Source organism: Lysinibacillus louembei, assembly GCF_033880585.1.
In the GTDB taxonomy this organism is placed as follows: domain Bacteria; phylum Bacillota; class Bacilli; order Bacillales_A; family Planococcaceae; genus Metasolibacillus; species Metasolibacillus louembei.
In genome coordinates this window covers 2,267,501-2,288,023 of the sequence record NZ_CP137624.1, presented here as the reverse complement: position 1 = coordinate 2,288,023, position 20,523 = coordinate 2,267,501, and the positions used below count along the sequence as shown (strand labels likewise).

The window sequence follows — 20,523 nt, the reverse complement described above, 5'->3', positions numbered from 1 at the left end:
CATTTAAAAATCAAGGGAATCTTGGGAATTGACCGAAATCAGGCTTACGCTTCTCTTTAAATGCATCGCGCCCTTCTTTCGCCTCGTCCGTTGTGTAATAAAGCAATGTCGCGTCGCCTGCCATTTGTTGAAGACCTGCTAAGCCATCTGTATCAGCGTTCATTGCTGCTTTTAAGAAGCGCAGAGCTGTCGGTGACATTTCCAGCATTTCCTCACACCATTTTACCGTTTCATCTTCAAGCTCTGCATATGGGACAACCGTATTGACTAAGCCCATATCTAATGCTTGCTGCGCATCATATTGACGGCATAAATACCAAATTTCACGCGCTTTTTTATGACCGATGATTCGAGCTAAATAGCCTGAACCGTAGCCTGCATCAAATGAGCCTACTTTTGGTCCTGTTTGACCGAAGCGTGCATTATCAGCTGCAATTGTTAAGTCACAAACGACATGTAATACGTGACCACCACCGATTGCATAGCCTGCTACCATCGCTACAACTGGCTTTGGAATAACGCGAATTAAACGTTGTAAATCAAGTACATTTAAGCGTGGAATTTCATCGTCGCCTACGTAGCCACCATGTCCACGTACTTTTTGGTCTCCGCCTGAGCAGAATGCATGCTCACCTTCACCTGTTAAAATAATAACGCCGATATTTTTATCATCGCGCGCACGTGTAAATGCATCAATTAATTCCACTACCGTTTTTGGTCGGAATGCATTGCGCACTTCTGGACGGTTGATTGTAATTTTTGCAATCCCGTTATAAAATTCATACTTAATATCTTCATACGTATGTAATGAAGTCCACTCACGTGTCATAAAAGTTACCTCCTAAATTTCTTGGAATGCTTCCTTTACTATTGTAGCAAACTCTGCGAGATTTTCCACATGTATTGCATGTCCAGCATCTGCAATTGTTCGATGCTTTGCTTGTGGGATACGCTCCTGCATCCGCTCCGCAATTGCAACAAACTTTGTATCGAGCTGTCCAGTTATAAGTGTAACAGGCATCTTTAGCTCATTTAACTTATCCCATAGCTGTGGCATAGCTCCTGTGCCCATGCCACGCAAGCTATTGGCTAAGCCCTTTTCACGCTGCTGCAAGCGTTCCTCACGTACAGCCTGCTGCACCGCTTTAGGTAATTGCTTTTGCGAGGCAAATAGCGGAATGTTCTCCCAGTGATTCACAAAGGTTATTAGCCCATTTTGCTCAATGCCTTGTGCTAGCTGATTATCTGCTTCTTGACGAGCATTTCGCTCACTTTCTTGTACTAACCCTGGCGACGCACTCTCTAAAATTAATTGTTGAATTCGAGTTGGATATCGCACAGCATAAGAAAGCGCTACACGACCACCAAGCGAATAACCAAGCAAAACAATCGAATGCAAATTTAACTGGTCAAATAGCTTTTCTAACAGCTCTACCTGTGCATCCATCGTATAATGTACTACATCATCTGGGGCATCTGTTAAGCCATGTCCTATTAAATCAACCGCTACTACACGGGCCTGTACTTCAGCTGCCAGCTGCTGCCAAGTACTCGCACTACCAGTAAAGCCATGTAAACAAACGAGAGTTGGCGATAGATGGTCATTCCAACTACGCACATACACCTTTACACCATTTATTTCTGTAACCATGCGCTTAGCTCCTCACCAATACGCTGCCATAACGCACGATGTGATGCGACATTAACAGTGCGATCTGTCATTACCTCTAACAAACGCAGTGGCTTGTGTTTATTTGCTTGTAACGCTGCTTCAAACGCTGACAACTTTTCTAAACGTTCATATTGTACATCATACATTGCTGCTAGCTCCCTAAACGTTAAAGCTGTTGGCGTACCAAATAAATTTTCATAATGCGCCTCTACACTCGCTTGTGGTAAATAAGAGAAAATGCCGCCGCCATCATTATTCATAACGACAACTGTTAAATCACTTACTTGATAACGTGAAGCAACAAACGCATTCGCATCATGTAAAAAGGCTAAATCCCCAATAAGTAAATAGGTTGGACGCTTATGAACCGTACTGAAGCCAAGTGCTGTAGAAGTCACGCCATCAATACCGTTCGTCCCACGATTTGCGAAAATGCGGATATCCTTTTGTGTTGCTAGGAAAAACGTATCGATATCACGGATTGGCATACTACTGCTAACGAAAATATCGCTACCATTCGGGATGATTTCTAGCATTTTTTGTACGAATGCCCCTTCATCCTGTGCATGTGCCGAATATTGGAAAACATGCTTTTTCGCAATTTCCTCCGCCTGCTGCCATAAAGCTACATAGTCTTCCGCCTTCGCTTGCACTGGGAGCTGTGCCAGCCACTCGCCAGGCTTTCCTTGAATAAAATGCGTTGAGCTATTCGTAGAATCGCGGAACAATGCATCTTCATCTATTACGATATAATGTGTTGGCTTAGATGCCGTTAAAAACTGCATTAAAAACTTCGACACAGGCTGTGCACCAAAGCGGATAACCATACGTGGTGCAGCTATTTCTTTAAAATGCTCATTTTTCAATAGCGCATCGTATGTGGATATGACATATGGCAAACAGTCTTCAGGCACATTACTACGCATATTTGCTAAGCTTTCGATTAAAACAGGAAGCTGACAGTTGCGGATAAACGACCAAAGCGGTGACACATCTGTTCCTAAAGGCATCTCACCAAGCACAATTAAACCTTTTTCTGTTGCATGGATTGCTTGCGTTAAGAAATTACGTGCTTCTGCTGAAGGCACATTTTCATGCATAAAGCTCGCCTGGAATGTTAATTCAGGCAAGTCGCTAAAATCAATTAATAAAGGCTCTCGGAACGGAATATTAATATGCACAGGTCCAAAAGGTGCAGCCGTAGCAATTGCTGTTGCCCGTGCGATATGATGCTCAATAAACGACAATGTTTGTGAGGCATCATCTGGAATCGGAAACTCCATCGAATATTTCACATGCTCCCCATATAAACGAATTTGGTCGATTGTTTGTGGTGCTCCTACTTCACGCAATTCATGTGGGCGATCAGCCGTTAATACAATCAATGGTACACGTGCATATTTCGCCTCAATGATGGCAGGGAAATAATTAGCTGCGGCAGTACCTGAAGTACATAATAAAACAACTGGTTGTCCTTTTGCCTTTGCGATACCTAACGCATAAAAGGCTGCTGCTCGCTCATCGATTTGACGATGCATCTTAAATTTCTCTGTCGATGCAAATGCATAAGCAAGAGGTGTTGAGCGTGAGCCTGGGCTAATGACAACCTCCTCCACACCTTGCTGCAATAAAGAGGCGACGATGCGATACACGTAATTCGTTAATATTTCACGTTCATTCATGAACTGCCCCTCCTAATGCGCGCAGCATCGGTCTGAATTTCACCAATGTTTCCTCATACTCAGACTGCGCCTCAGAATCTGCCACAATGCCACCCCCTGCATATAAATAGGCTTGATTCCCTACTAATGCAGCAGAGCGAATCGCTACGGCAAATTCCCCGTTGCCATCCGCATCTAACCAGCCAATTGGTGCGGCATATAATCCGCGATTCATTGGCTCTGATTCACGAATAATACTCATCGAATTTTGTCGTGGTACACCACCAAGCGCTGGCGTTGGATGTAAGTCTTTCACTAATTGTAAAATCGTTGCACCTTCAGCCAATTGTCCTTCAACTGGTGTATATAAATGCTGAATATCGCGAATTTTTAACAGCTTTGGCTGCTGTGGTACTTTGACAGTTGTACAATTCTTTTCAAAGGTTTCTGTAATCATTTCCACAACATAATGATGCTCACCACGGTTTTTATTATCCTGTAAAAGACTTGTACCTAGTGCCTGGTCTTCCTCTGATGTTGCGCCACGTTTAATGGAGCCTGCTATACAGGATGAATAGGCACGCCCATTTTCCACCTTTACTAAACGCTCTGGTGAGGCACCGAAAAATAGCATATCATTGCGTTCTATACCAAATAAATAGCTTTCTGGTTGCTCGTTGACAACATGAGACAAAATTTGCGGTGATGATACAGCCTCTTCGAATTGCAATGCGAGTGAGCGTGCAATCACGACTTTATCTGCCTCTTGTGCTTTAATTTTCGCTGTCACAGCATCTATCGACTGCAAATAAGCTTCTTTATGCGGCTCGCTATATGAAGTAATTTGTGGCTTCACATATGTTTTTACTTCCTTCACCTGTGCCGCATGAATTAAATGGTCGCGTTCTTTACGTAACTCCTCAAACTGCGGTGCTGCATTTTCGCCATCCGTTATTAAATGAATGCTGACATACGCTTTATCATTGCGAATCATGAGCTGATATGTTGCAACGGTAAAATAACTTTCTGGAAAGTCGTCCCATTCACCCACGGTTGTATTTTCTGGGTCAAATGTAAAGCCACCGAATAAAATCGGCTGCAATTCCTCTTCCGTCACAATATTTTTCGTTAATTGCTTCCATTGTTTCTCGACTTCATCAAAGCGCGTATTGGCTAACTGGTTTTCAATTTTATACGCATGCCCTAAGCCGACTAATGTTAATGTTTTCTCTCGATTTTGCCAAAAATAACGCTGCCCTTTGTAAGACTCTTCCCCAGCCGCAAAAAAGGCAAGTGCCGACAGACGGCTTACCTCAATTGTTTCCATATAGAAGATTAAAGAGCTCGCTTCCACCTCAGTGGCATTGTACCACTTTTGTTGCATGAAAATTCCCTCCGTTGTTGCAATCGAAATTACTCGATTACCTCGTCGTACATCTATACTATCATATCACTTTTTTGCCTATTGCAATATGGTTAAGCATATACACTATCCATTTTCCTCATATTCGTTTAAAATAGATTCGATACTATTTGAGGGAGAGAAGGAAATTGACGAAGGTAATTGAGGCAGATCGGGGCTTTCAAGTATGGTGGCATTTAACGCGTCCACATACATTAACAGCTTCATTCGCTCCAGTATTTTTAGGAACGGCGATTGCTGCCACTATTTCACAGCATGACATTAACTTTTTGTTATTTTTCGCCATGCTAATTGCCAGCATGTTAATTCAAGCGGCAACAAATATGTTTAATGAATATTATGATTATAAACTTGGGCTAGACAACGAAAATTCTGTCGGCATAGGCGGCACAATTGTGCGGCACGGTGTCGCACCAAAAACGATTATGATGATTGCTCTTAGCTTTTACGGCATTGCGCTATTACTCGGTATTTATATTTGCGCTGTCTCCTCTTGGTGGCTTGCTATTGTAGGGCTTGCTTGCATGCTGATTGGCTATTTGTACACAGGTGGTCCAATTCCAATTGCCTATACACCTTTTGGAGAGCTTGTATCAGGCGCAGTGATGGGCATGGGCATTGTCCTGATTGCTTTCTTCATTCAAACAGGCACTGTGACATTAGAGGCGGTACTGCTATCTGTGCCAAGCATGATTTTAGTTGGTGGCATTATGCTATCCAACAATATTCGTGACATCGTTGGCGATACAGAGGGCGGACGCAAAACAATGGCCATTTTAGTTGGGCGTGACCATGCTGTAACGATTTTATCGCTATTTTTCATCGTTTCTTATTTATGGATAATCGGACTTGTTGTTATTGATGATATTTCGGCATGGTCGCTGCTTGTTGTATTAAGCCTACCGATGCCATTAAAAGCAATTGCTGTATTTAGAGCGCACAAAGCACCGAAAGATGTTATGCCTGCAATGAAATTCACAGCACAAACGAACACGTTTTTTGTCTTTTTACTAGGTGTTGGATTGCTCGTAGGTTATTTTTTATAGTGTAAGGACGTTATGGCTTGATTGCATGTCATAACGTCTTTTTTGATGACTTCCGTTCAAGACATTTGCACTTTAGTTTATCTGCGAATATTAGGCATATATCTGCGATTTTTCATGATATATCTGCGAAATTCCACAACATATCTGCGTTTTCATCCAACATATCTGCGAAGCCTCAAAAAAGTGCTAGGAACGGCGATGTTCCTAGCACTCTCATTATTATTTAAAAGCCTGTGCTGCCGCCACAGCCTTTTTCCAGCCACCATAAATTGTTGCACGGTGTGCCTCATCCATATCTGGTGTGAATTGACGGTCTAAATTCCAATACTTGCCGATGTCCTCTGTCGATTGCCAGTAGCCTACTGCAAGCCCTGCTAAGTATGCTGCACCTAAAGCTGTTGTCTCATTAATAACAGGTCGGTCAACAGGCACATTTAATAAATCTGCTTGGAATTGCATTAAGAAGTTATTTGCTACTGCACCACCATCAACACGTAGCTTTGCTAATGGAATATTGGCATCCGCCTCCATCGCACTTAATACATCCTTCGTTTGATAGGCTAATGATTCAAGCGTTGCACGTACGAAATGCTCCTTTGATGTACCACGTGTTAAGCCGAACACTGCACCACGTACATCTGAATCCCAATAAGGCGTGCCTAGCCCGACGAATGCAGGAACAACATAGACACCCTCTGTTGACTCTACGCGCTCTGCATATTGTTCTGACTCAGCAGCCGAGCGGAACATGCGCAAGCCATCACGCAACCATTGAATCGCAGAGCCCGCTACGAAAATACTACCTTCTAACGCATATGTCACTTTGCCATCTAAGCCCCATGCAAGTGTCGTTAACAAGCCATTGCTCGATTTCACCGCTTTTTCACCTGTATTCATTAGCATAAAGCAGCCTGTGCCATATGTGTTTTTCACCATACCTTCCTCGAAGCATGCCTGACCGAATAACGCTGCTTGCTGGTCACCGGCTGCACCTGCGATTGGTACGGCAGCGCCGAAGAATAATGATTCCTCTGTATAGCCATACACTTCAGAAGATGGGCGTACCTCTGGCAGCATCGCAGCTGGCACATTTAAAATTTCTAGCAATTCCTCATCCCATTTTAAATCATAAATATTGTACATTAATGTACGAGAAGCGTTGGAGTAATCTGTTACGTGCACTTTGCCACCAGATAGCTTCCAAATCAACCACGTATCAATTGTACCGAATAATAAATCGCCTGCCTCCGCTTGCGTACGAGCACCTTCTACATTATCTAGAATCCATTTTACCTTCGTACCAGAGAAGTACGCATCAATTAATAAACCTGTTTTATCACGGAACAAATCATTGTAACCGTTTTCTTTCAATTCCTCACAAATCGCATTTGTTTGGCGTGATTGCCATACAATCGCATTGTAAACCGGCTTACCTGTATGCTTATTCCAAACAACTGTCGTTTCGCGCTGGTTCGTAATACCGATTCCGGCAATGTGCTTCGATTCAATACCTTTTTCAGTTAATACTGTAGCAATACAAGATAAAATGGATGACCAAATTTCCTCTGCATTGTGCTCTACCCAGCCTGCTTGTGGGAAGTATTGATGAAACTCTTGCTGTGCTGTGTGTACAATGTTACCGTTTTCATCAAACAGCATCGCGCGTGAGCTTGTTGTCCCCTGATCTAACGCTAAAATATATTTTTTCTCTGTCATAAAAATTACCTCCAATTTTATGTTTATTATACATTAATCACGTACATTTTTTACTGTCGCTTGTGCACCTGCGAAAATTGCCACAATGACAACCGCTAAAACCCAAAATGCTACGCTGTTTTTACCTTCGAATAGTTGCTGGAAAAATAATGCACCGAAAGCGCCTCCAATAATTGGACCAACTACTGGAACCCATGCATATGACCAACCTGAATCACGCTTACCTGGAATTGGTAAGAAAAAGTGTGCAATACGCGGGCCTAAATCACGTGCTGGATTAATTGCATATCCAGTTGGACCACCAAGTGCCATACCAATAACAACGATTAACATACCGACTAAAAATGGATTTAAACCATCTGTAATCGTATTTGTACCTAATGCTAAAATACCTAAAACAAGAATAAATGTACCGATGATTTCTGAAATCAAATTTGATAACGGATGTTTAATTGCTGGCATTGTCGAGAATACAGCCAGTTTAGCATCCGCATCCTCTGTACCTTTCCAATGCGGTAAATACATGAAGTACACTAATGTTGCCCCTAACATAGCGCCTAGCATTTGTGCCACGATGTAAAGAGGCACATCTGCCCATGGGAAATCTCCAATTGTTGCTAATGCAATCGTTAATGCTGGATTTAAGTGCGCTCCGCTAATTCCTCCTACTGCATAAGCAGCCATTGCAACCGCTAAGCCCCATGCAAATGTGATAACAACCCAGCCGCCGCCATTTCCTTTCGATTTGTACAATAATGCCCCTGCCACAACGCCTCCACCAAACAAAATAAGAATCATCGTGCCAATCAGCTCTGCCGTAAATGTAGACATTTTTTATCCCCCTTTAGTAAATGTGTATTAAGCGAGGACGCAAAAAAGACCCACATTTAAACAGCCTGCAAAAATTTTGCAGATGAATAAATGTGGGTCCCTTTTCCTAACCACGCTTTTATGAACTTGTATTCATTCTAATAGATAAATAAATGATAGTCAACTCATTTTTTTGAAATTTTCCCATAATTTTTTATCAGACGTTGTAATGGCAATTGCCCCTGCTGAAATTGCTTGCTCAATATGCTCTGTAGAGCGTATTAAACCACCAGTAATGACAGGTGTTTGCGTGCGCTCATAAATTTCCGCAATCATGGATGGAATAATGCCTGGTAATAGCTCAATATAATCAGGCTTCGCTGTCTCAATCATCGTATAGCTTTTCTCTAACGCAATCGTATCAATTAAAAAGACTCGTTGAATAGCAATAATGCCTCGCGATTTTGCCTTAATCAACACATTGGAGCGCGTTGAAATAATGCCTGCTGGCCGAATATCATTACATAGAAAATCTGCAGCAAAATTGTCCGTTTTCAAGCCATGAATTAAATCTGCATGAATAATTAACTTCTTCCCAAAGCGCTCTGCCTCGCGTTTCAAAGATAATAACAAGCTTATATGTACCTCTAGCAATACGACATACTCAAAGGAGCTATTCATTATTTCATCAAATTGCTTGACAGTGCGCGCTGCAGGAATAATTTTTTGTCCATTAAAATACATGCCATTCCCCCTTATAAAATAGGTTGCCTGAACGATTCAGGCAACCTACGCTACATTACTTAGCTGTTGTTGCTCTTGTTATTTCTTGCTCTAGCTGTTCTTCATACTGTTGACGCTGTTCTGCTGTCCAGCTAAGCATTTTTGCCATTTCGTTTAAAATTTCTGTTTTATATTGTTGTACAAGCGCAATATTAAAGAACATATAGCCTGTACGGCGAATCATAAAGTCATTTGGGTGTGTCACTAGCTCATGCTCGATACTATAGCGAAGCTGTGCATACAGCCAAGCTGGTAATGCCGTATCATTGTCTTGCATATAAGCAAATACTGTATCTACATTGCTGCCATAGTGCTGTGCCATATATGCAGATTGCTGCTCTGTTAAACCAAGCTCAATACCTTTTTTTGTTTGCTTATATAAAAATGCCTTCAAATTGCGCGAGCCACCAATTTCTCCACCTGAAATGGCAATGTTTTTTGTGCTGCATGGTGCTATTGATTTATTTAATTTTGGCGCTAGCTCTTTGACAACCATATCAAGCACCGTTTCTGCCATTTTGCGATAGCCTGTTAACTTCCCCCCAGCTATTGTTACAAGCCCTGATGCCGATGTCCACACTTCATCTTTGCGCGAAATTTCCGATGGGTTTTTACCATCCTCGTGAATTAGTGGACGCACACCAGCCCAGCTTGATTCAATATCAGCATCTGTCACTTGCACTTTCGGAAACATATAATGAATAGCCTCCATTAAATAATCGCGGTCACTTTGCTCAATATCCATGCTACGTGGATCACCTTTATAAAATGTGTCCGTCGTACCTACATATGTTTTGCCATCTCGTGGAATTGCAAATACCATACGACCATCTGGCGTGTCAAAATACACCGCCTGACGCAGCGGGAATTTTGATTCGTCAAAAACAATATGCACACCTTTAGACAAAATTAAATGCTTGCCTTGCTGTGCCCCCTCTATTTTTCGCACTTCATCAACCCAAGGGCCTGCTGCATTAATAACCGTTTTAGCACGGATCGTAAAGCTTTCATCACCAATTACATCCTGTGCAACAATGCCATTTATTTTTTGATTGTCATCATAAATAAATTGCTGTGCCTTTGTATAATTTAATAAAGTTGCGCCTTTAGCAATTGCTGCTTTTGCAACTTCAATCGTTAGGCGAGCATCATCTGTCCGATATTCTACATAAACGCCGCCACCAAGCAGCCCTTGCGTTTTTACTAATGGTTCCTTGCTTCTAGTTTGAATCGCATTTAACATAGAACGGCGTTCAGAACGCTTCACACCAGCTAAAAAATCATAGACGCGTAAGCCAACATTCGTTGAAAATTTACCAAATGTCCCGCCTTTATGAAACGGCAATAGCATCCAAACAGGCGTTGTTACATGTGGGCCATTTTCATAAACAATTGCGCGCTCCTTCCCTAATTCGGCAACCTCTTTCACTTCAAACTGCTTTAAATAACGCAACCCTCCATGCACCAATTTTGTTGAACGACTTGAAGTCCCTGCCGCAAAATCCTGCATTTCTACTAAAGCAACAGACAAGCCACGTGCACTTGCATCTAAAGCAACACCACAGCCTGTAATCCCACCACCAATAACTAATACATCATATTCCTGACCTTGCAATTCTTCAATAATTTGTTGACGTTGTAATGCTGAAGCTGAACTCATTGCGTTTTCCTCCTTCATATACGAAAAAAGAGACTATTAAAAGCATATATACTTAATGCATATATGTTCTTAACGGTCTCTCAATCGCTCATACCAATTATTAACTTATCATTATTTTAACTTGCCTTTTTAAAAAAGGCAAGTTAAAACATTTTAGGTGCCAGGCACACACACAATTTCCACACAATTCAACAGCATTATTTCGTCGCATAGGCTACGATACAATCATGTAAATACTGTGAAGCGCCAGCTGTCACGCGCTCATCATAGTATGCCGTAAAACGCTCATCTGCCACATACATTGCTGCTAACCCTGCGTGTGCTTCCTTCGAGTAATCCTTCCAAGAAAACATTAACCAACGCTTGTGCAATTCAGCAACCTCCTGACCTAATTCAGATGCTGGGTTTCCATCTGCCATTGCCTCACGTAAGCGCTCAAATAGGCTTTGCTCTAGCTGCCCCATTTCTTCAAATTGCTGCTCCGTCATATTCAACCACTTCTTATTGGAAGCCTCAACCGTTTCGTTGCCGTAGCGTTGACGAATTTCCTCGCCAAATTTCTCTTCATTTTGCTGTAGCATTTTTTCTTTAAAGCCTTTGAATTTTTCTTCGTTTGACATATTTTTTCCCTCCTGTAATGCTTCAATTGTTTGATCCACCGTTTGTAGCAATTGCTGAATCATTGCGTTTTTCTCTAGCAATTGCTGACGATGACATTCTAATGCATCCATCACATTAAAATTCGGTGCATGAATGATGTCTTTAATTTGCTCCAACTTCATATCTAGTGCCCGATAAAACAAAATTTGCTGCAATAAGTCAATCTCCTTCTGCGAATAAATTCGATAGCCGGCATCATTTTTCATCGCAGGAGACAGCAGCCCAATTTCATCGTAATAGCGCAACGTACGTGTGCTTACACCCGATAGCTTTGCCAGTTCATTAATTTTCATCTGTTCATCACCTCTATGCTTACTATAAATGTTGACGTAGCGTCAAGGTCAACAGTTTTGTATAATTATTTTTAACAGGAGGAGAAAATAATGAATCAACTACAAATCGCTCTACAACTTCGCAAAGACAACAAGCTTACCGAATCAAATAAATTGTTCGTGCAGCTAGCGGCACAGCACCCTGATGATGCTTATTTACAATATCAATGCGCTTGGAGCTTTGACGTTCTTGGTGAGGAGACACAGGCTGTTCCATACTATGAAAAGGCTATTCAAGGCGAATTAAATGCCGAAGACATGGCAAATGCCTATTTAGGACTTGGCAGCACATTTAGAACGCTTGGCAAATATCAACAATCACAAGAAACGCTAAGTAAAGCAATTGCATTATTCCCAGAAAATCAAGCACTTCAAGTGTTTTATGCGATGACATTATACAACTTGAATGAGCATTCAAACGCAATGGAGCTATTGTTAAACTGTATTGCTAACAGCTCTATGGATATTAACATTCAAAAATACAAAAGAGCTATTCAATTTTATGCAGAGAAATTAGATGAAACATGGTAATAGTACTTTTAACCTTTCTCTATAAAAATATTCCGATTTACAGACTTTCCTATTATTATAAAATAAAGGAGGTGAAAATAGTTTGAAGTACAAGCAACTTGAAGCTATTATGAGGAGGGTTGCTAGTCAATGTCCTGACTATCATTATTTTATAGAACAGCATGCCTTAGCTGCTGCTGGTATTGCAGGTGAGAATGAGGTTTTTTATTTTTTGCAAGAGCTGGCTATGCCTCATCAGATTTTGCGTAATTTTTGTTTAATTGATTTTGCAGCACATAAACATGAAATGGATTTTCTCATTATTTTTTCATCTTTCATTCTTTGTTTGGAGGTGAAAAACATAGCAGGGCAATTAAATTTTGATGTTGAGGCATCACAATTGCTACGAACTCGTGCTGATGGCGTTATCGAACGCTTTCCAAACCCTGTTGCCCAACTAACACGTCATATCCGTTTTCTGTCTTCTCTTTTTCCCCATATTCCTATTGTTGGTGCAGTAGTCATTGCAAACCGCCGCGCAATTATCGGTAGCCGACGAAATACACATATCCCCATCTTTCATGCAGATTACCTTCATAGCTTTATTGAGAGTAGCCTAAAGCAATATACTAAGCCCGTCCTCCAAATCAACACTTTTTATGAACAACTTCTAGCAAGGCAAGCCCCTGTAATAAAATCATTTTCGTTCACATTAGCAGATTTAAAAAAAGGTGTATTTTGTGAAAAATGTAGTTCTAAAATGCATTTTGTGCAAGATCGATTCATTTGCTCAAACTGTCACCATCAAGATAAATTTGCTCATTTTCAAGCATTAGCTGATTTTCGCTTATTAGTAGATTCGAAAATTACAAATCAGAAGTTTCGTACACTTTGTGAGATTTCCTCGAGATATGCAGCAAAGCGTTTGTTAAAATATTTACCTATAATCAAGCAAGGCAGAACTACTTATTACGAGATTCCTGAGCAAATTGTTACAATCGCCCCTCATTCGCCCAATTAGCTAGAAAATTCGCCCGATTCCACAGTCAATTCGCCCGCAAACAGTCTACATTCGCCCATTTTTGTTTTGGTCATTTCTCTTCTTTCTACACAATAAAAAAGCAGTACACGTCTCGAAGACATGCACTGCTTTTTGAATGACCCGTACGGGATTCGAACCCGTGTTACCGCCGTGAAAGGGCGGTGTCTTAACCACTTGACCAACGGGCCAGCTTTGCTGGCGGAGAAGGAGGGATTTGAACCCTCGCGCCGGTCACCCGACCTACGCCCTTAGCAGGGGCGCCTCTTCGGCCTCTTGAGTACTTCCCCATATGGCTCCGAAGGCAGGGCTCGAACCTGCGACCAACCGGTTAACAGCCGGTTGCTCTACCACTGAGCTACTTCGGAATAATCTTTTGGTGGGCCTAAATGGACTCGAACCATCGACCTCACGCTTATCAGGCGTGCGCTCTAACCAGCTGAGCTATAGGCCCTTATTGGAGCGGGTGATCGGAATCGAACCGACGACATCAGCTTGGAAGGCTGAGGTTTTACCATTAAACTACACCCGCACATACATGGTGGGTCAGGACGGAATCGAACCGCCGACACTTAGAGCTTCAATCTAATGCTCTACCAACTGAGCTACTGACCCATGTTTTTTTAAAATGGCGGTCCCGACCGGGATCGAACCGGCGATCTCCTGCGTGACAGGCAGGCATGTTAACCGCTACACCACGGGACCTTTTGGTTGCGGGGACAGGATTTGAACCTGTGACCTTCGGGTTATGAGCCCGACGAGCTACCGAACTGCTCCACCCCGCGATAATTATTATGTTGTTCACCATTTTTTCTTGGAAAAGATGGCGGAGGAAGAGGGATTCGAACCCCCGCGCGGTGTAACCCGCCTGTCGGTTTTCAAGACCGATCCCTTCAGCCGGACTTGGGTATTCCTCCGTTATAAAAGTGAAAAATGGTGGACCTTACAGGACTCGAACCTGTGACCGGACGGTTATGAGCCGTCTGCTCTAACCAACTGAGCTAAAGGTCCTTTAAGATGGCGGCGGAGGGGATCGAACCCCCGACCTTACGGGTATGAACCGTACGCTCTAGCCAGCTGAGCTACGCCGCCAGGATCTTTACTTATGGTTGGTGGAGCCTAGCGGGATCGAACCGCTGACCTCCTGCGTGCAAGGCAGGCGCTCTCCCAGCTGAGCTAAGGCCCCATAAGTTTCTTTCAGTTGGTGTTACATGGTCGGGAAGACAGGATTCGAACCTGCGACCCCTTGGTCCCAAACCAAGTGCTCTACCAAGCTGAGCTACTTCCCGTATAACTAATGGCGCGCCCGACAGGAGTCGAACCCATAACCTTCTGATCCGTAGTCAGACGCTCTATCCAATTGAGCTACGGGCGCTTTTTAAAATGGTGCCGAGGGCCGGAATCGAACCGGCACGGTAGTCACCTACCGCAGGATTTTAAGTCCTGTGCGTCTGCCAGTTCCGCCACCCCGGCACATGTTGGAGCGGAAGACGAGGTTCGAACTCGCGACCCCCACCTTGGCAAGGTGGTGTTCTACCACTGAACTACTTCCGCATGTGCTAAAGAATTTTTATTCTGACAGTTTATGAAATTATTTGGTGCGGGTGAAGGGAGTCGAACCCCCACGCCTTACGGCGCTAGATCCTAAGTCTAGTGCGTCTGCCAATTCCGCCACACCCGCTTTTATTTAGGTCTTAAATGGTGAGCCATGAAGGACTCGAACCTTCGACCCTCTGATTAAAAGTCAGATGCTCTACCGACTGAGCTAATGGCTCAAAATGGTGCCGGCGATAGGAGTCGAACCCACGACCTACTGATTACAAGTCAGTTGCTCTACCAACTGAGCTACACCGGCATTTTGATTGGTGGAGGATGACGGGTTCGAACCGCCGACCCCCTGCTTGTAAGGCAGGTGCTCTCCCAGCTGAGCTAATCCTCCGTATGTAAAGCCTAGCAACGTCCTACTCTCACAGGGGGAAACCCCCAACTACCATCGGCGCTAAAGAGCTTAACTTCCGTGTTCGGTATGGGAACGGGTGTGACTCTTTGCCATCATTACTAGACTCTTTTCTCTCTCAAAACGTTACCCGTTCTTCAAGACAAGAATTAGTATATAACGTTATTTCACATTATGCAATACTTTTTTAAAAAAAAATATTATTTTTTAAAATTGCTAAAATACAATGCTCTGTTGCTCATTATAGCAAGTGCTTTTCTAAAAGAAAATAGCTTATTTTTATCTTACTAACACTTATATTTTAATATCCACTGCCGTTTCATTTTGAAGCTCAGAACTTGCATGATGAGATGACCGCGCATTATTCTCTTCCTCCCCTGATAATTGCTTATGTTCCTTGGGATTCTCTTTTGTAATTTTCATCAATAAAGCTTTCCCATAAAGCGACGGGTCATGCTTCACCAAATATTGATGGTCTTTTCCAGGTACTTTATCTCCAACCATAATACGCCCTGCAATCTTTAAGCAAGTTAATTGAATTTTTAATGCTTCTTGCTCTGCTTCCATTCGCTTTTTGGCAGCCTCAGCTTCCCTTTTAAGTTGCTCTGTCATCTTTTGTTGCTTTTTTAATTCGCGCTCCAATTCCTGCTTTTTCTTTAACAGCTCCTCTTCTTTTGTTATTACAGCATTATCCATAGCAAAGTTTACAGTTTGCGACCCTTTGATGTGCACCGATTTCTCCTCCTTTCTGTAGAAAGCTCCTATTTTATTATTCGGCACAAAATGCAAAAATTAAAGATTCACTCAATTGCCAAAAGCGTTTGACTCAACTTTTGTAAATCTTCAATAGATGTGTCTTCTCCAAAAGAAATTCTAAAAAATTGACGCGCAGCTGCCACCGAGTAACCCATAGATAAAATAGCTTTCGTGCCTGAATCACTATGAATATCGCAGGCGCTCCCTGTGGATATGCCAATCCCCGCTTCATTAAGCTTCAATAACACATATTGCCCTTCAACCTTGTCCATTATGACACCACAAATATTGGGCAATTGATTTTTTGTTTCAATTAATTTACAGCTTTTTGGTAAAGTCTCTTTTAAGTATTGACGCAAGGTTTCATAATGACTTCTTTTGTAATGATATTCCTCTACTGCTGTAGCAAAAGCCACAATTGCAGGTGTATCTAATGTGCCTCCACGCAATCCTTTTTCATGCGTAACACCTGGCACTAATGATGGTACTTGTAACTTCGGGTTAATATAAACAGCTCCACAGCCTTTAGGTCCCCCAATTTTATGTGCCGATACAGTAATCGCATCTACTTGGGCTTGTAACGGCAATTTGCAAAATGATTGGACACAATCCACATGGATGAATACGTTATTTTCTTCTGCAATGCGTGCGATTTCTTCAATTGGCTGAATCGCACCTATTTCCGAGTTGACATGCTGAATTGTGATAACAGCAGTTTCCTCACAAATAGCAGCACGTAACTGTTTGATATCAATACAACCATCTTGCTGTAAAGCTAGCTTTGTAATTTGATAGCCCATTTTTTCTAATGTATTTAATGCCGCATGAACAGATGTATGCTCGGCTTGTGATGAAATAATATGCTTGCCCTTCTTTGAGGCAAGGGCTAATGACAAAATAGCCAATATATTGCCTTCCGTTCCGCTGCCGGTAAAAATAATCCCATCTTTATTTCTATCAAGTGCTTGTGCAATCACATTTCTTGCTTGTTCAACGAAATATTGGGCTTGCCCCCCTGCATCATGCAAGCTTGAGCTGTTGCCGTAATATCTTTTCGCCACCTCACAATATGCGGCAATTGCCTTTTCTGTCATTGGTGTTGTTGCTGCGTAATCTAAATAAATCATCTTTTTCTCCCTTTCTAATTTTCAGTCTTGTTTTCTCTTTTATTTTATGTAAAGATATGTGTCAAGACAACTGTAAGGAAGGTATTATTATGTGCAAAACAGATGTTCTTATAATCGGCAGTGGCATTGCTGCACTTCAAGCTGCTCGCATATTAGGGCAACATTTTCATGTACAGCTTGTCACAAAGTCTTCTGTAGTAACAAGTAGCTCCTATAGGGCACAGGGAGGCATTGCGGCTGTTACAACACAAATAGACGATATTAATTATCATATTCACGACACAATGCTCGCTGGTGAATATCATCACACATCGAATGTTGAAACATTAATAAAAGATGGCGCACAGCTCATTGACACACTTTTACAGCAAGGGCTTCCTGTTGACCGCTATGCAAATGGTGAGCCTATCCTCGGTTTAGAAGGTGCACATAGCCATCACCGTATTTTACACGCTGGCGGAGATCAGACAGGTAAGTATTTTATTCATTATTTACTAGAACGACTGCCGGTTACTGTGACAATCAATGATTATGAAATGGTGTATGAACTATTATTCAATAAAAATGGGGACTGCATTGGTGCATTAACACGAGGCAAGCAAGGTACAAAATGCTACCTTGCTCATCATATCGTTATCGCTTCGGGTGGTGCGGGAGCCCTTTATAACTGTACCTCTAATTTTTCTACAAACACTGGTGATGGCATTGCACTTGCCTATATGGCAGGCGCAGCTATTAGCGATATGGAATTTATGCAATTTCACCCTACTTTATTATGGTGCAATGGTGAAGCAAAGGGGCTTATTTCCGAGGCTGTACGTGGAGCAGGAGCAATTTTTGTTGATGCGGCAAGACAGCCGACTATGAAAGGACTTGATTTGGCACCTCGCCATATCACAGCACACACATTATTTGTAAAGCGGCTTGCTGGAGAAGAAACTTTTTTAGATATTTCGATGATTGAGAAATTTGAGGAAAAGTTCCCGTCTATTACAAAGCTATGTGCTGACAATGGGATATCTTTACAAGATGGCTTAATCCCTGTTGCACCAGGCAGCCATTTTTTAATGGGTGGCATTGTCGCAGATAGTTCAGGGCAAACATCTATCCCTTCTTTATATGCGGTAGGAGAAGTCGCTTGTACAGGGGTTCATGGTGCAAATCGACTTGCAAGCAACTCGTTATTAGAGGCAATTACTTTTGGACAGCGTATGGCACAAACAATTATCCAAAAAGGCCTACATCAACAAAACTTTATGATTGAACAAAGCAACAGCGATATAGTCATGCCGCATTTATTTACAAAAGAGCAGCTTCAACAAAAGATGATGAAAGCACTAGGAATCGTGAGAAACCATTCCTCGTTGCAAGAGTTTTTACAACAAATGCCGTCTTTACAAACGCTACTTTCTGCGAATCGTGACAGCTTACCATGTGAACAAATCGAGCTTTCTATGATGCATATTGTAGCTATATTAATGGCGAAAGCGGCGCTAACTCGCACAGAAACACGAGGGGCGCATATTCGCACCGATTATCCTTTTACAGATACAAAATGGACAAAGCGCTGGATTGTTTTTTCACAAGGTCAAATGGAAGTGAGGAATTCTTTATATGAACATAATCAAGCTAGAGGAAATGCTGAAGCAATTTTTCAATGAGGATATAGGAGATGGCGATTTATCAAGCGAACTTATTTTTTCACCTACGCAACAAGGAGCATTTTCCTTTTATGCAAAAGAAGATGGCATTTTTTGCGGTGGACCGATTATTGAGCAGGGCTTTCGTTTACTTGACGCTTCTATCGTCATTACTTTACATAAACGAGATGGAGAAGCTGTTAAAAACGGCGATTTAATCGCGCATATTCAAGGTTCCCTGCAAAAGCTATTAATGGGTGAACGCGTCATTTTAAATTTAATTCAACGAATGTCAGCTATTGCGACAGTTACACAACGTGCCGTCAATGAGACCGTTGGGACAGATGCTAAAATACTTGACACACGTAAAACAATTCCTGGTTTACGCATGCTCGATAAATACGCCGTTCGTATTGGTGGCGGCTATAACCACCGTAATGGGCTTTATGATGCCATTATGCTGAAAGATAATCATATTGCTTTTGCTGGAAGTATAACGAAAGCTGTTCAAAGTGCTCGCACAAAAATTGGACACACTGTCAAAATTGAAGTAGAAATTGAAACAAAAACACAGCTGGATGAAGCAGTTGCTGCTGGGGCAGATATTATTATGTTTGATAACCGTACACCTGCTGAAATACAACAATGGCTCCCTTCTATTCCTCGTCATATTGCGACGGAAGCATCAGGAGGCATTACACTTGAAAATTTGAAAGCTTATGCACAATCGGGTGTACAGTGGATCTCTCTCGGTGCACTTACACATTCAGTAAAAGCTTTCGATATTAGTGCACTCGTTCATTTGAAAGGAGAAAATGGATTTGTCAATCGCTAGCTTACTACAACAAACATCATTACTACCAGAGCATTACCGAACATTATCACAAGAGGAAATGGAAACACGTATCACAAAGCTCAAAAAAGACTTAGGGAAAAAGCTCTTTATTCTTGGACATCATTATCAAAAAGATGAGGTAATTCAATTTGCCGATGCTACAGGTGATTCTTTACAGCTTGCTCAAATTTCAGCAGCGAATAAAGAAGCAGAGCATATTGTCTTTTGTGGTGTACACTTTATGGCGGAAACAGCTGATATGCTGACAACAAGTGAACAGCATGTTTATTTACCTGATATGCGTGCAGGCTGCTCGATGGCGGATATGGCAGACATATACCAAACAGAGCAAGCATGGCCAATTTTGCAGCAGCTGTTTGGCGATACAATGATCCCTTTAACTTATGTAAATTCTACCGCTGCGATTAAAGCCTTTACTGGTAGATACGGTGGGGCTTGTGTAACCTCATCCAATGCGAAGGAGATGGTAAAATGGGCATTTTCGAAGAAACAGCGTATTTTATTTTTACCTGACCAACATTTAGGTCGCAACACTGCATTTGAGCTAGGTGTTCCACTTGAAAATATGGCAGTGTGGAACCCTCATACACAAAAGCTTGAAACACAACAGTCGCCTGAAAATATTCAAGTAATTTTATGGAAAGGTCATTGCTCTGTACATGAAGGCTTTACAGTCCAACATACAGAAATGATTCGCCAAACTTATCCTGAGATGCGCATTATCGTTCATCCTGAATGTAGTCGTGAAGTTGTAGCTGCGGCTGATGATGCGGGCTCAACAAAATATATTATTGATACAATTAGCAATGCGCCAAGCGGCTCCTCATGGGCGATTGGTACAGAGATGAATCTTGTACGCCGCATTATTCAACAGC

General features: G+C 42.1%; 17 protein-coding genes, 20 tRNA genes and 1 rRNA gene (1 of these 38 running past the window's edge). 6 read left to right on the top strand and 32 right to left on the bottom strand.

The window, feature by feature from the left end; genetic code table 11:
* Window positions 1-10: 10 nt before the first annotated feature.
* Genes menB through R6U77_RS11450 form a run of 4 tightly spaced genes read right to left on the bottom strand, consistent with a single transcriptional unit; the run spans window position 11 to window position 4,717 of the window.
* The gene (gene menB / locus R6U77_RS11465) at window positions 11-829 is read right to left on the bottom strand and encodes a 1,4-dihydroxy-2-naphthoyl-CoA synthase (protein WP_293929743.1); all 819 of its coding nucleotides are present in this window, start codon (window positions 827-829) and stop codon (window positions 11-13) included.
* Between the two features lie 12 nt (window positions 830-841).
* Window positions 842-1,651, bottom strand: a complete 810-nt coding sequence (menH, locus tag R6U77_RS11460) for a 2-succinyl-6-hydroxy-2,4-cyclohexadiene-1-carboxylate synthase (RefSeq protein WP_319835729.1) — start codon at window positions 1,649-1,651, stop codon at window positions 842-844.
* Window positions 1,636-3,354 (bottom strand): 2-succinyl-5-enolpyruvyl-6-hydroxy-3-cyclohexene-1-carboxylic-acid synthase, encoded by a 1,719-nt coding sequence (menD, locus tag R6U77_RS11455; RefSeq protein WP_319835728.1) that lies wholly within the window; start codon window positions 3,352-3,354, stop codon window positions 1,636-1,638. The genes menH and menD overlap by 16 nt, the downstream gene beginning before the upstream one ends.
* Complete coding sequence (locus tag R6U77_RS11450; protein WP_319835727.1) at window positions 3,347-4,717, bottom strand: isochorismate synthase; 1,371 nt, start codon at window positions 4,715-4,717, stop codon at window positions 3,347-3,349. Before R6U77_RS11450 ends, menD begins: the two co-directional genes overlap by 8 nt.
* A 167-nt stretch (window positions 4,718-4,884) precedes the next feature.
* On the opposite strand from R6U77_RS11450, the gene R6U77_RS11445 reads away from it, so the two are divergent.
* Window positions 4,885-5,802 (top strand): 1,4-dihydroxy-2-naphthoate polyprenyltransferase, encoded by a 918-nt coding sequence (locus R6U77_RS11445; protein WP_293929739.1) that lies wholly within the window; start codon window positions 4,885-4,887, stop codon window positions 5,800-5,802.
* Between the two features lie 219 nt (window positions 5,803-6,021).
* Here R6U77_RS11445 and glpK read toward each other — a convergent pair whose 3' ends face one another.
* The 5 genes from glpK to R6U77_RS11420 form a co-directional block, all read right to left on the bottom strand.
* Window positions 6,022-7,518, bottom strand: a complete 1,497-nt coding sequence (gene glpK / locus R6U77_RS11440; RefSeq protein ID WP_319835726.1) for a glycerol kinase GlpK — start codon at window positions 7,516-7,518, stop codon at window positions 6,022-6,024.
* Between the two features lie 33 nt (window positions 7,519-7,551).
* Window positions 7,552-8,349: an MIP/aquaporin family protein gene (locus R6U77_RS11435; protein WP_293929737.1), complete on the bottom strand. Its 798-nt coding sequence runs from the start codon at window positions 8,347-8,349 to the stop codon at window positions 7,552-7,554.
* Window positions 8,350-8,508: 159 nt separating this feature from the next.
* Window positions 8,509-9,072 (bottom strand): glycerol-3-phosphate responsive antiterminator, encoded by a 564-nt coding sequence (locus tag R6U77_RS11430; RefSeq protein ID WP_319835725.1) that lies wholly within the window; start codon window positions 9,070-9,072, stop codon window positions 8,509-8,511.
* Window positions 9,073-9,127: 55 nt separating this feature from the next.
* Window positions 9,128-10,771: a glycerol-3-phosphate dehydrogenase/oxidase gene (locus R6U77_RS11425; RefSeq protein WP_319835724.1), complete on the bottom strand. Its 1,644-nt coding sequence runs from the start codon at window positions 10,769-10,771 to the stop codon at window positions 9,128-9,130.
* Between the two features lie 197 nt (window positions 10,772-10,968).
* Window positions 10,969-11,724 carry a MerR family transcriptional regulator gene (locus tag R6U77_RS11420; RefSeq protein ID WP_319835723.1) on the bottom strand — a complete coding sequence of 252 codons (756 nt, stop codon included), beginning with the start codon at window positions 11,722-11,724 and terminating at the stop codon, window positions 10,969-10,971.
* A gap of 90 nt (window positions 11,725-11,814) precedes the next feature.
* Here R6U77_RS11420 and R6U77_RS11415 point away from each other — a divergent pair, with 90 nt between their 5' ends.
* Both R6U77_RS11415 and R6U77_RS11410 read left to right on the top strand, forming a co-directional pair.
* The gene (locus R6U77_RS11415; protein WP_319835722.1) at window positions 11,815-12,294 is read left to right on the top strand and encodes a tetratricopeptide repeat protein; all 480 of its coding nucleotides are present in this window, start codon (window positions 11,815-11,817) and stop codon (window positions 12,292-12,294) included.
* A gap of 82 nt (window positions 12,295-12,376) precedes the next feature.
* The gene (locus R6U77_RS11410; protein ID WP_319835721.1) at window positions 12,377-13,294 is read left to right on the top strand and encodes a nuclease-related domain-containing protein; all 918 of its coding nucleotides are present in this window, start codon (window positions 12,377-12,379) and stop codon (window positions 13,292-13,294) included.
* Between the two features lie 137 nt (window positions 13,295-13,431).
* Here the strand turns inward: R6U77_RS11410 and R6U77_RS11405 are convergent.
* The 23 genes from R6U77_RS11405 to R6U77_RS11295 all read right to left on the bottom strand — a co-directional run bounded on the left by R6U77_RS11405 (window position 13,432) and on the right by R6U77_RS11295 (window position 17,152).
* Window positions 13,432-13,503, bottom strand: a tRNA-Glu gene (locus R6U77_RS11405).
* Window positions 13,504-13,511: 8 nt separating this feature from the next.
* Window positions 13,512-13,602: transfer RNA gene (locus R6U77_RS11400), tRNA-Ser, on the bottom strand.
* Window positions 13,603-13,605: 3 nt separating this feature from the next.
* Window positions 13,606-13,680 (bottom strand) — tRNA-Asn (locus R6U77_RS11395).
* A 9-nt stretch (window positions 13,681-13,689) separates the two neighbouring features.
* Window positions 13,690-13,766 (bottom strand) — tRNA-Ile (locus tag R6U77_RS11390).
* 4 nt (window positions 13,767-13,770) lie between these two features.
* Window positions 13,771-13,844: transfer RNA gene (locus R6U77_RS11385), tRNA-Gly, on the bottom strand.
* 7 nt (window positions 13,845-13,851) lie between these two features.
* Window positions 13,852-13,927 (bottom strand) — tRNA-Phe (locus R6U77_RS11380).
* A 14-nt stretch (window positions 13,928-13,941) separates the two neighbouring features.
* Window positions 13,942-14,017, bottom strand: a tRNA-Asp gene (locus R6U77_RS11375).
* A gap of 3 nt (window positions 14,018-14,020) precedes the next feature.
* Window positions 14,021-14,097, bottom strand: a tRNA-Met gene (locus R6U77_RS11370).
* A gap of 39 nt (window positions 14,098-14,136) precedes the next feature.
* Window positions 14,137-14,229, bottom strand: a tRNA-Ser gene (locus tag R6U77_RS11365).
* 17 nt (window positions 14,230-14,246) lie between these two features.
* Window positions 14,247-14,323 (bottom strand) — tRNA-Ile (locus R6U77_RS11360).
* Window positions 14,324-14,330: 7 nt separating this feature from the next.
* Window positions 14,331-14,404, bottom strand: a tRNA-Met gene (locus tag R6U77_RS11355).
* A gap of 18 nt (window positions 14,405-14,422) precedes the next feature.
* A tRNA-Ala gene (locus R6U77_RS11350) sits at window positions 14,423-14,498 on the bottom strand.
* 26 nt (window positions 14,499-14,524) lie between these two features.
* Window positions 14,525-14,601: transfer RNA gene (locus tag R6U77_RS11345), tRNA-Pro, on the bottom strand.
* Between the two features lie 9 nt (window positions 14,602-14,610).
* Window positions 14,611-14,687, bottom strand: a tRNA-Arg gene (locus R6U77_RS11340).
* Between the two features lie 9 nt (window positions 14,688-14,696).
* Window positions 14,697-14,785: transfer RNA gene (locus tag R6U77_RS11335), tRNA-Leu, on the bottom strand.
* Window positions 14,786-14,791: 6 nt separating this feature from the next.
* Window positions 14,792-14,866 (bottom strand) — tRNA-Gly (locus R6U77_RS11330).
* 42 nt (window positions 14,867-14,908) lie between these two features.
* A tRNA-Leu gene (locus tag R6U77_RS11325) sits at window positions 14,909-14,993 on the bottom strand.
* Window positions 14,994-15,011: 18 nt separating this feature from the next.
* Window positions 15,012-15,087: transfer RNA gene (locus tag R6U77_RS11320), tRNA-Lys, on the bottom strand.
* 4 nt (window positions 15,088-15,091) lie between these two features.
* A tRNA-Thr gene (locus tag R6U77_RS11315) sits at window positions 15,092-15,167 on the bottom strand.
* An 8-nt stretch (window positions 15,168-15,175) separates the two neighbouring features.
* Window positions 15,176-15,251, bottom strand: a tRNA-Val gene (locus R6U77_RS11310).
* A gap of 9 nt (window positions 15,252-15,260) precedes the next feature.
* Window positions 15,261-15,375: ribosomal RNA gene (gene rrf, locus R6U77_RS11305) — 5S ribosomal RNA — on the bottom strand.
* A 188-nt stretch (window positions 15,376-15,563) separates the two neighbouring features.
* A complete protein-coding gene (locus tag R6U77_RS11300) occupies window positions 15,564-16,001 on the bottom strand; it encodes a hypothetical protein (RefSeq protein WP_319835720.1) in 438 nt (145 codons plus the stop codon).
* 68 nt (window positions 16,002-16,069) lie between these two features.
* A complete protein-coding gene (locus R6U77_RS11295) occupies window positions 16,070-17,152 on the bottom strand; it encodes a cysteine desulfurase family protein (RefSeq protein ID WP_319835719.1) in 1,083 nt (360 codons plus the stop codon).
* An 89-nt stretch (window positions 17,153-17,241) separates the two neighbouring features.
* Here R6U77_RS11295 and nadB point away from each other — a divergent pair, with 89 nt between their 5' ends.
* The 3 genes in view from nadB to nadA are tightly spaced (each overlapping or abutting the next) and all read left to right on the top strand, a layout consistent with a single transcriptional unit that may run on beyond the window.
* Window positions 17,242-18,813 (top strand): L-aspartate oxidase, encoded by a 1,572-nt coding sequence (gene nadB, locus R6U77_RS11290; RefSeq protein ID WP_319835718.1) that lies wholly within the window; start codon window positions 17,242-17,244, stop codon window positions 18,811-18,813.
* Entirely contained in the window at window positions 18,767-19,627 is an 861-nt protein-coding gene (gene nadC, locus R6U77_RS11285) for a carboxylating nicotinate-nucleotide diphosphorylase (RefSeq protein WP_319835717.1), read from the top strand. The genes nadB and nadC overlap by 47 nt, the downstream gene beginning before the upstream one ends.
* Window positions 19,614-20,523: the 5' portion of a quinolinate synthase NadA gene (gene nadA / locus R6U77_RS11280; RefSeq protein ID WP_406601039.1), read on the top strand. Its footprint extends 194 nt past the window's final position; the window shows 910 of its 1,104 coding nt (coding positions 1-910); its start codon is at window positions 19,614-19,616; its stop codon lies off the right edge, out of view. The genes nadC and nadA overlap by 14 nt, the downstream gene beginning before the upstream one ends.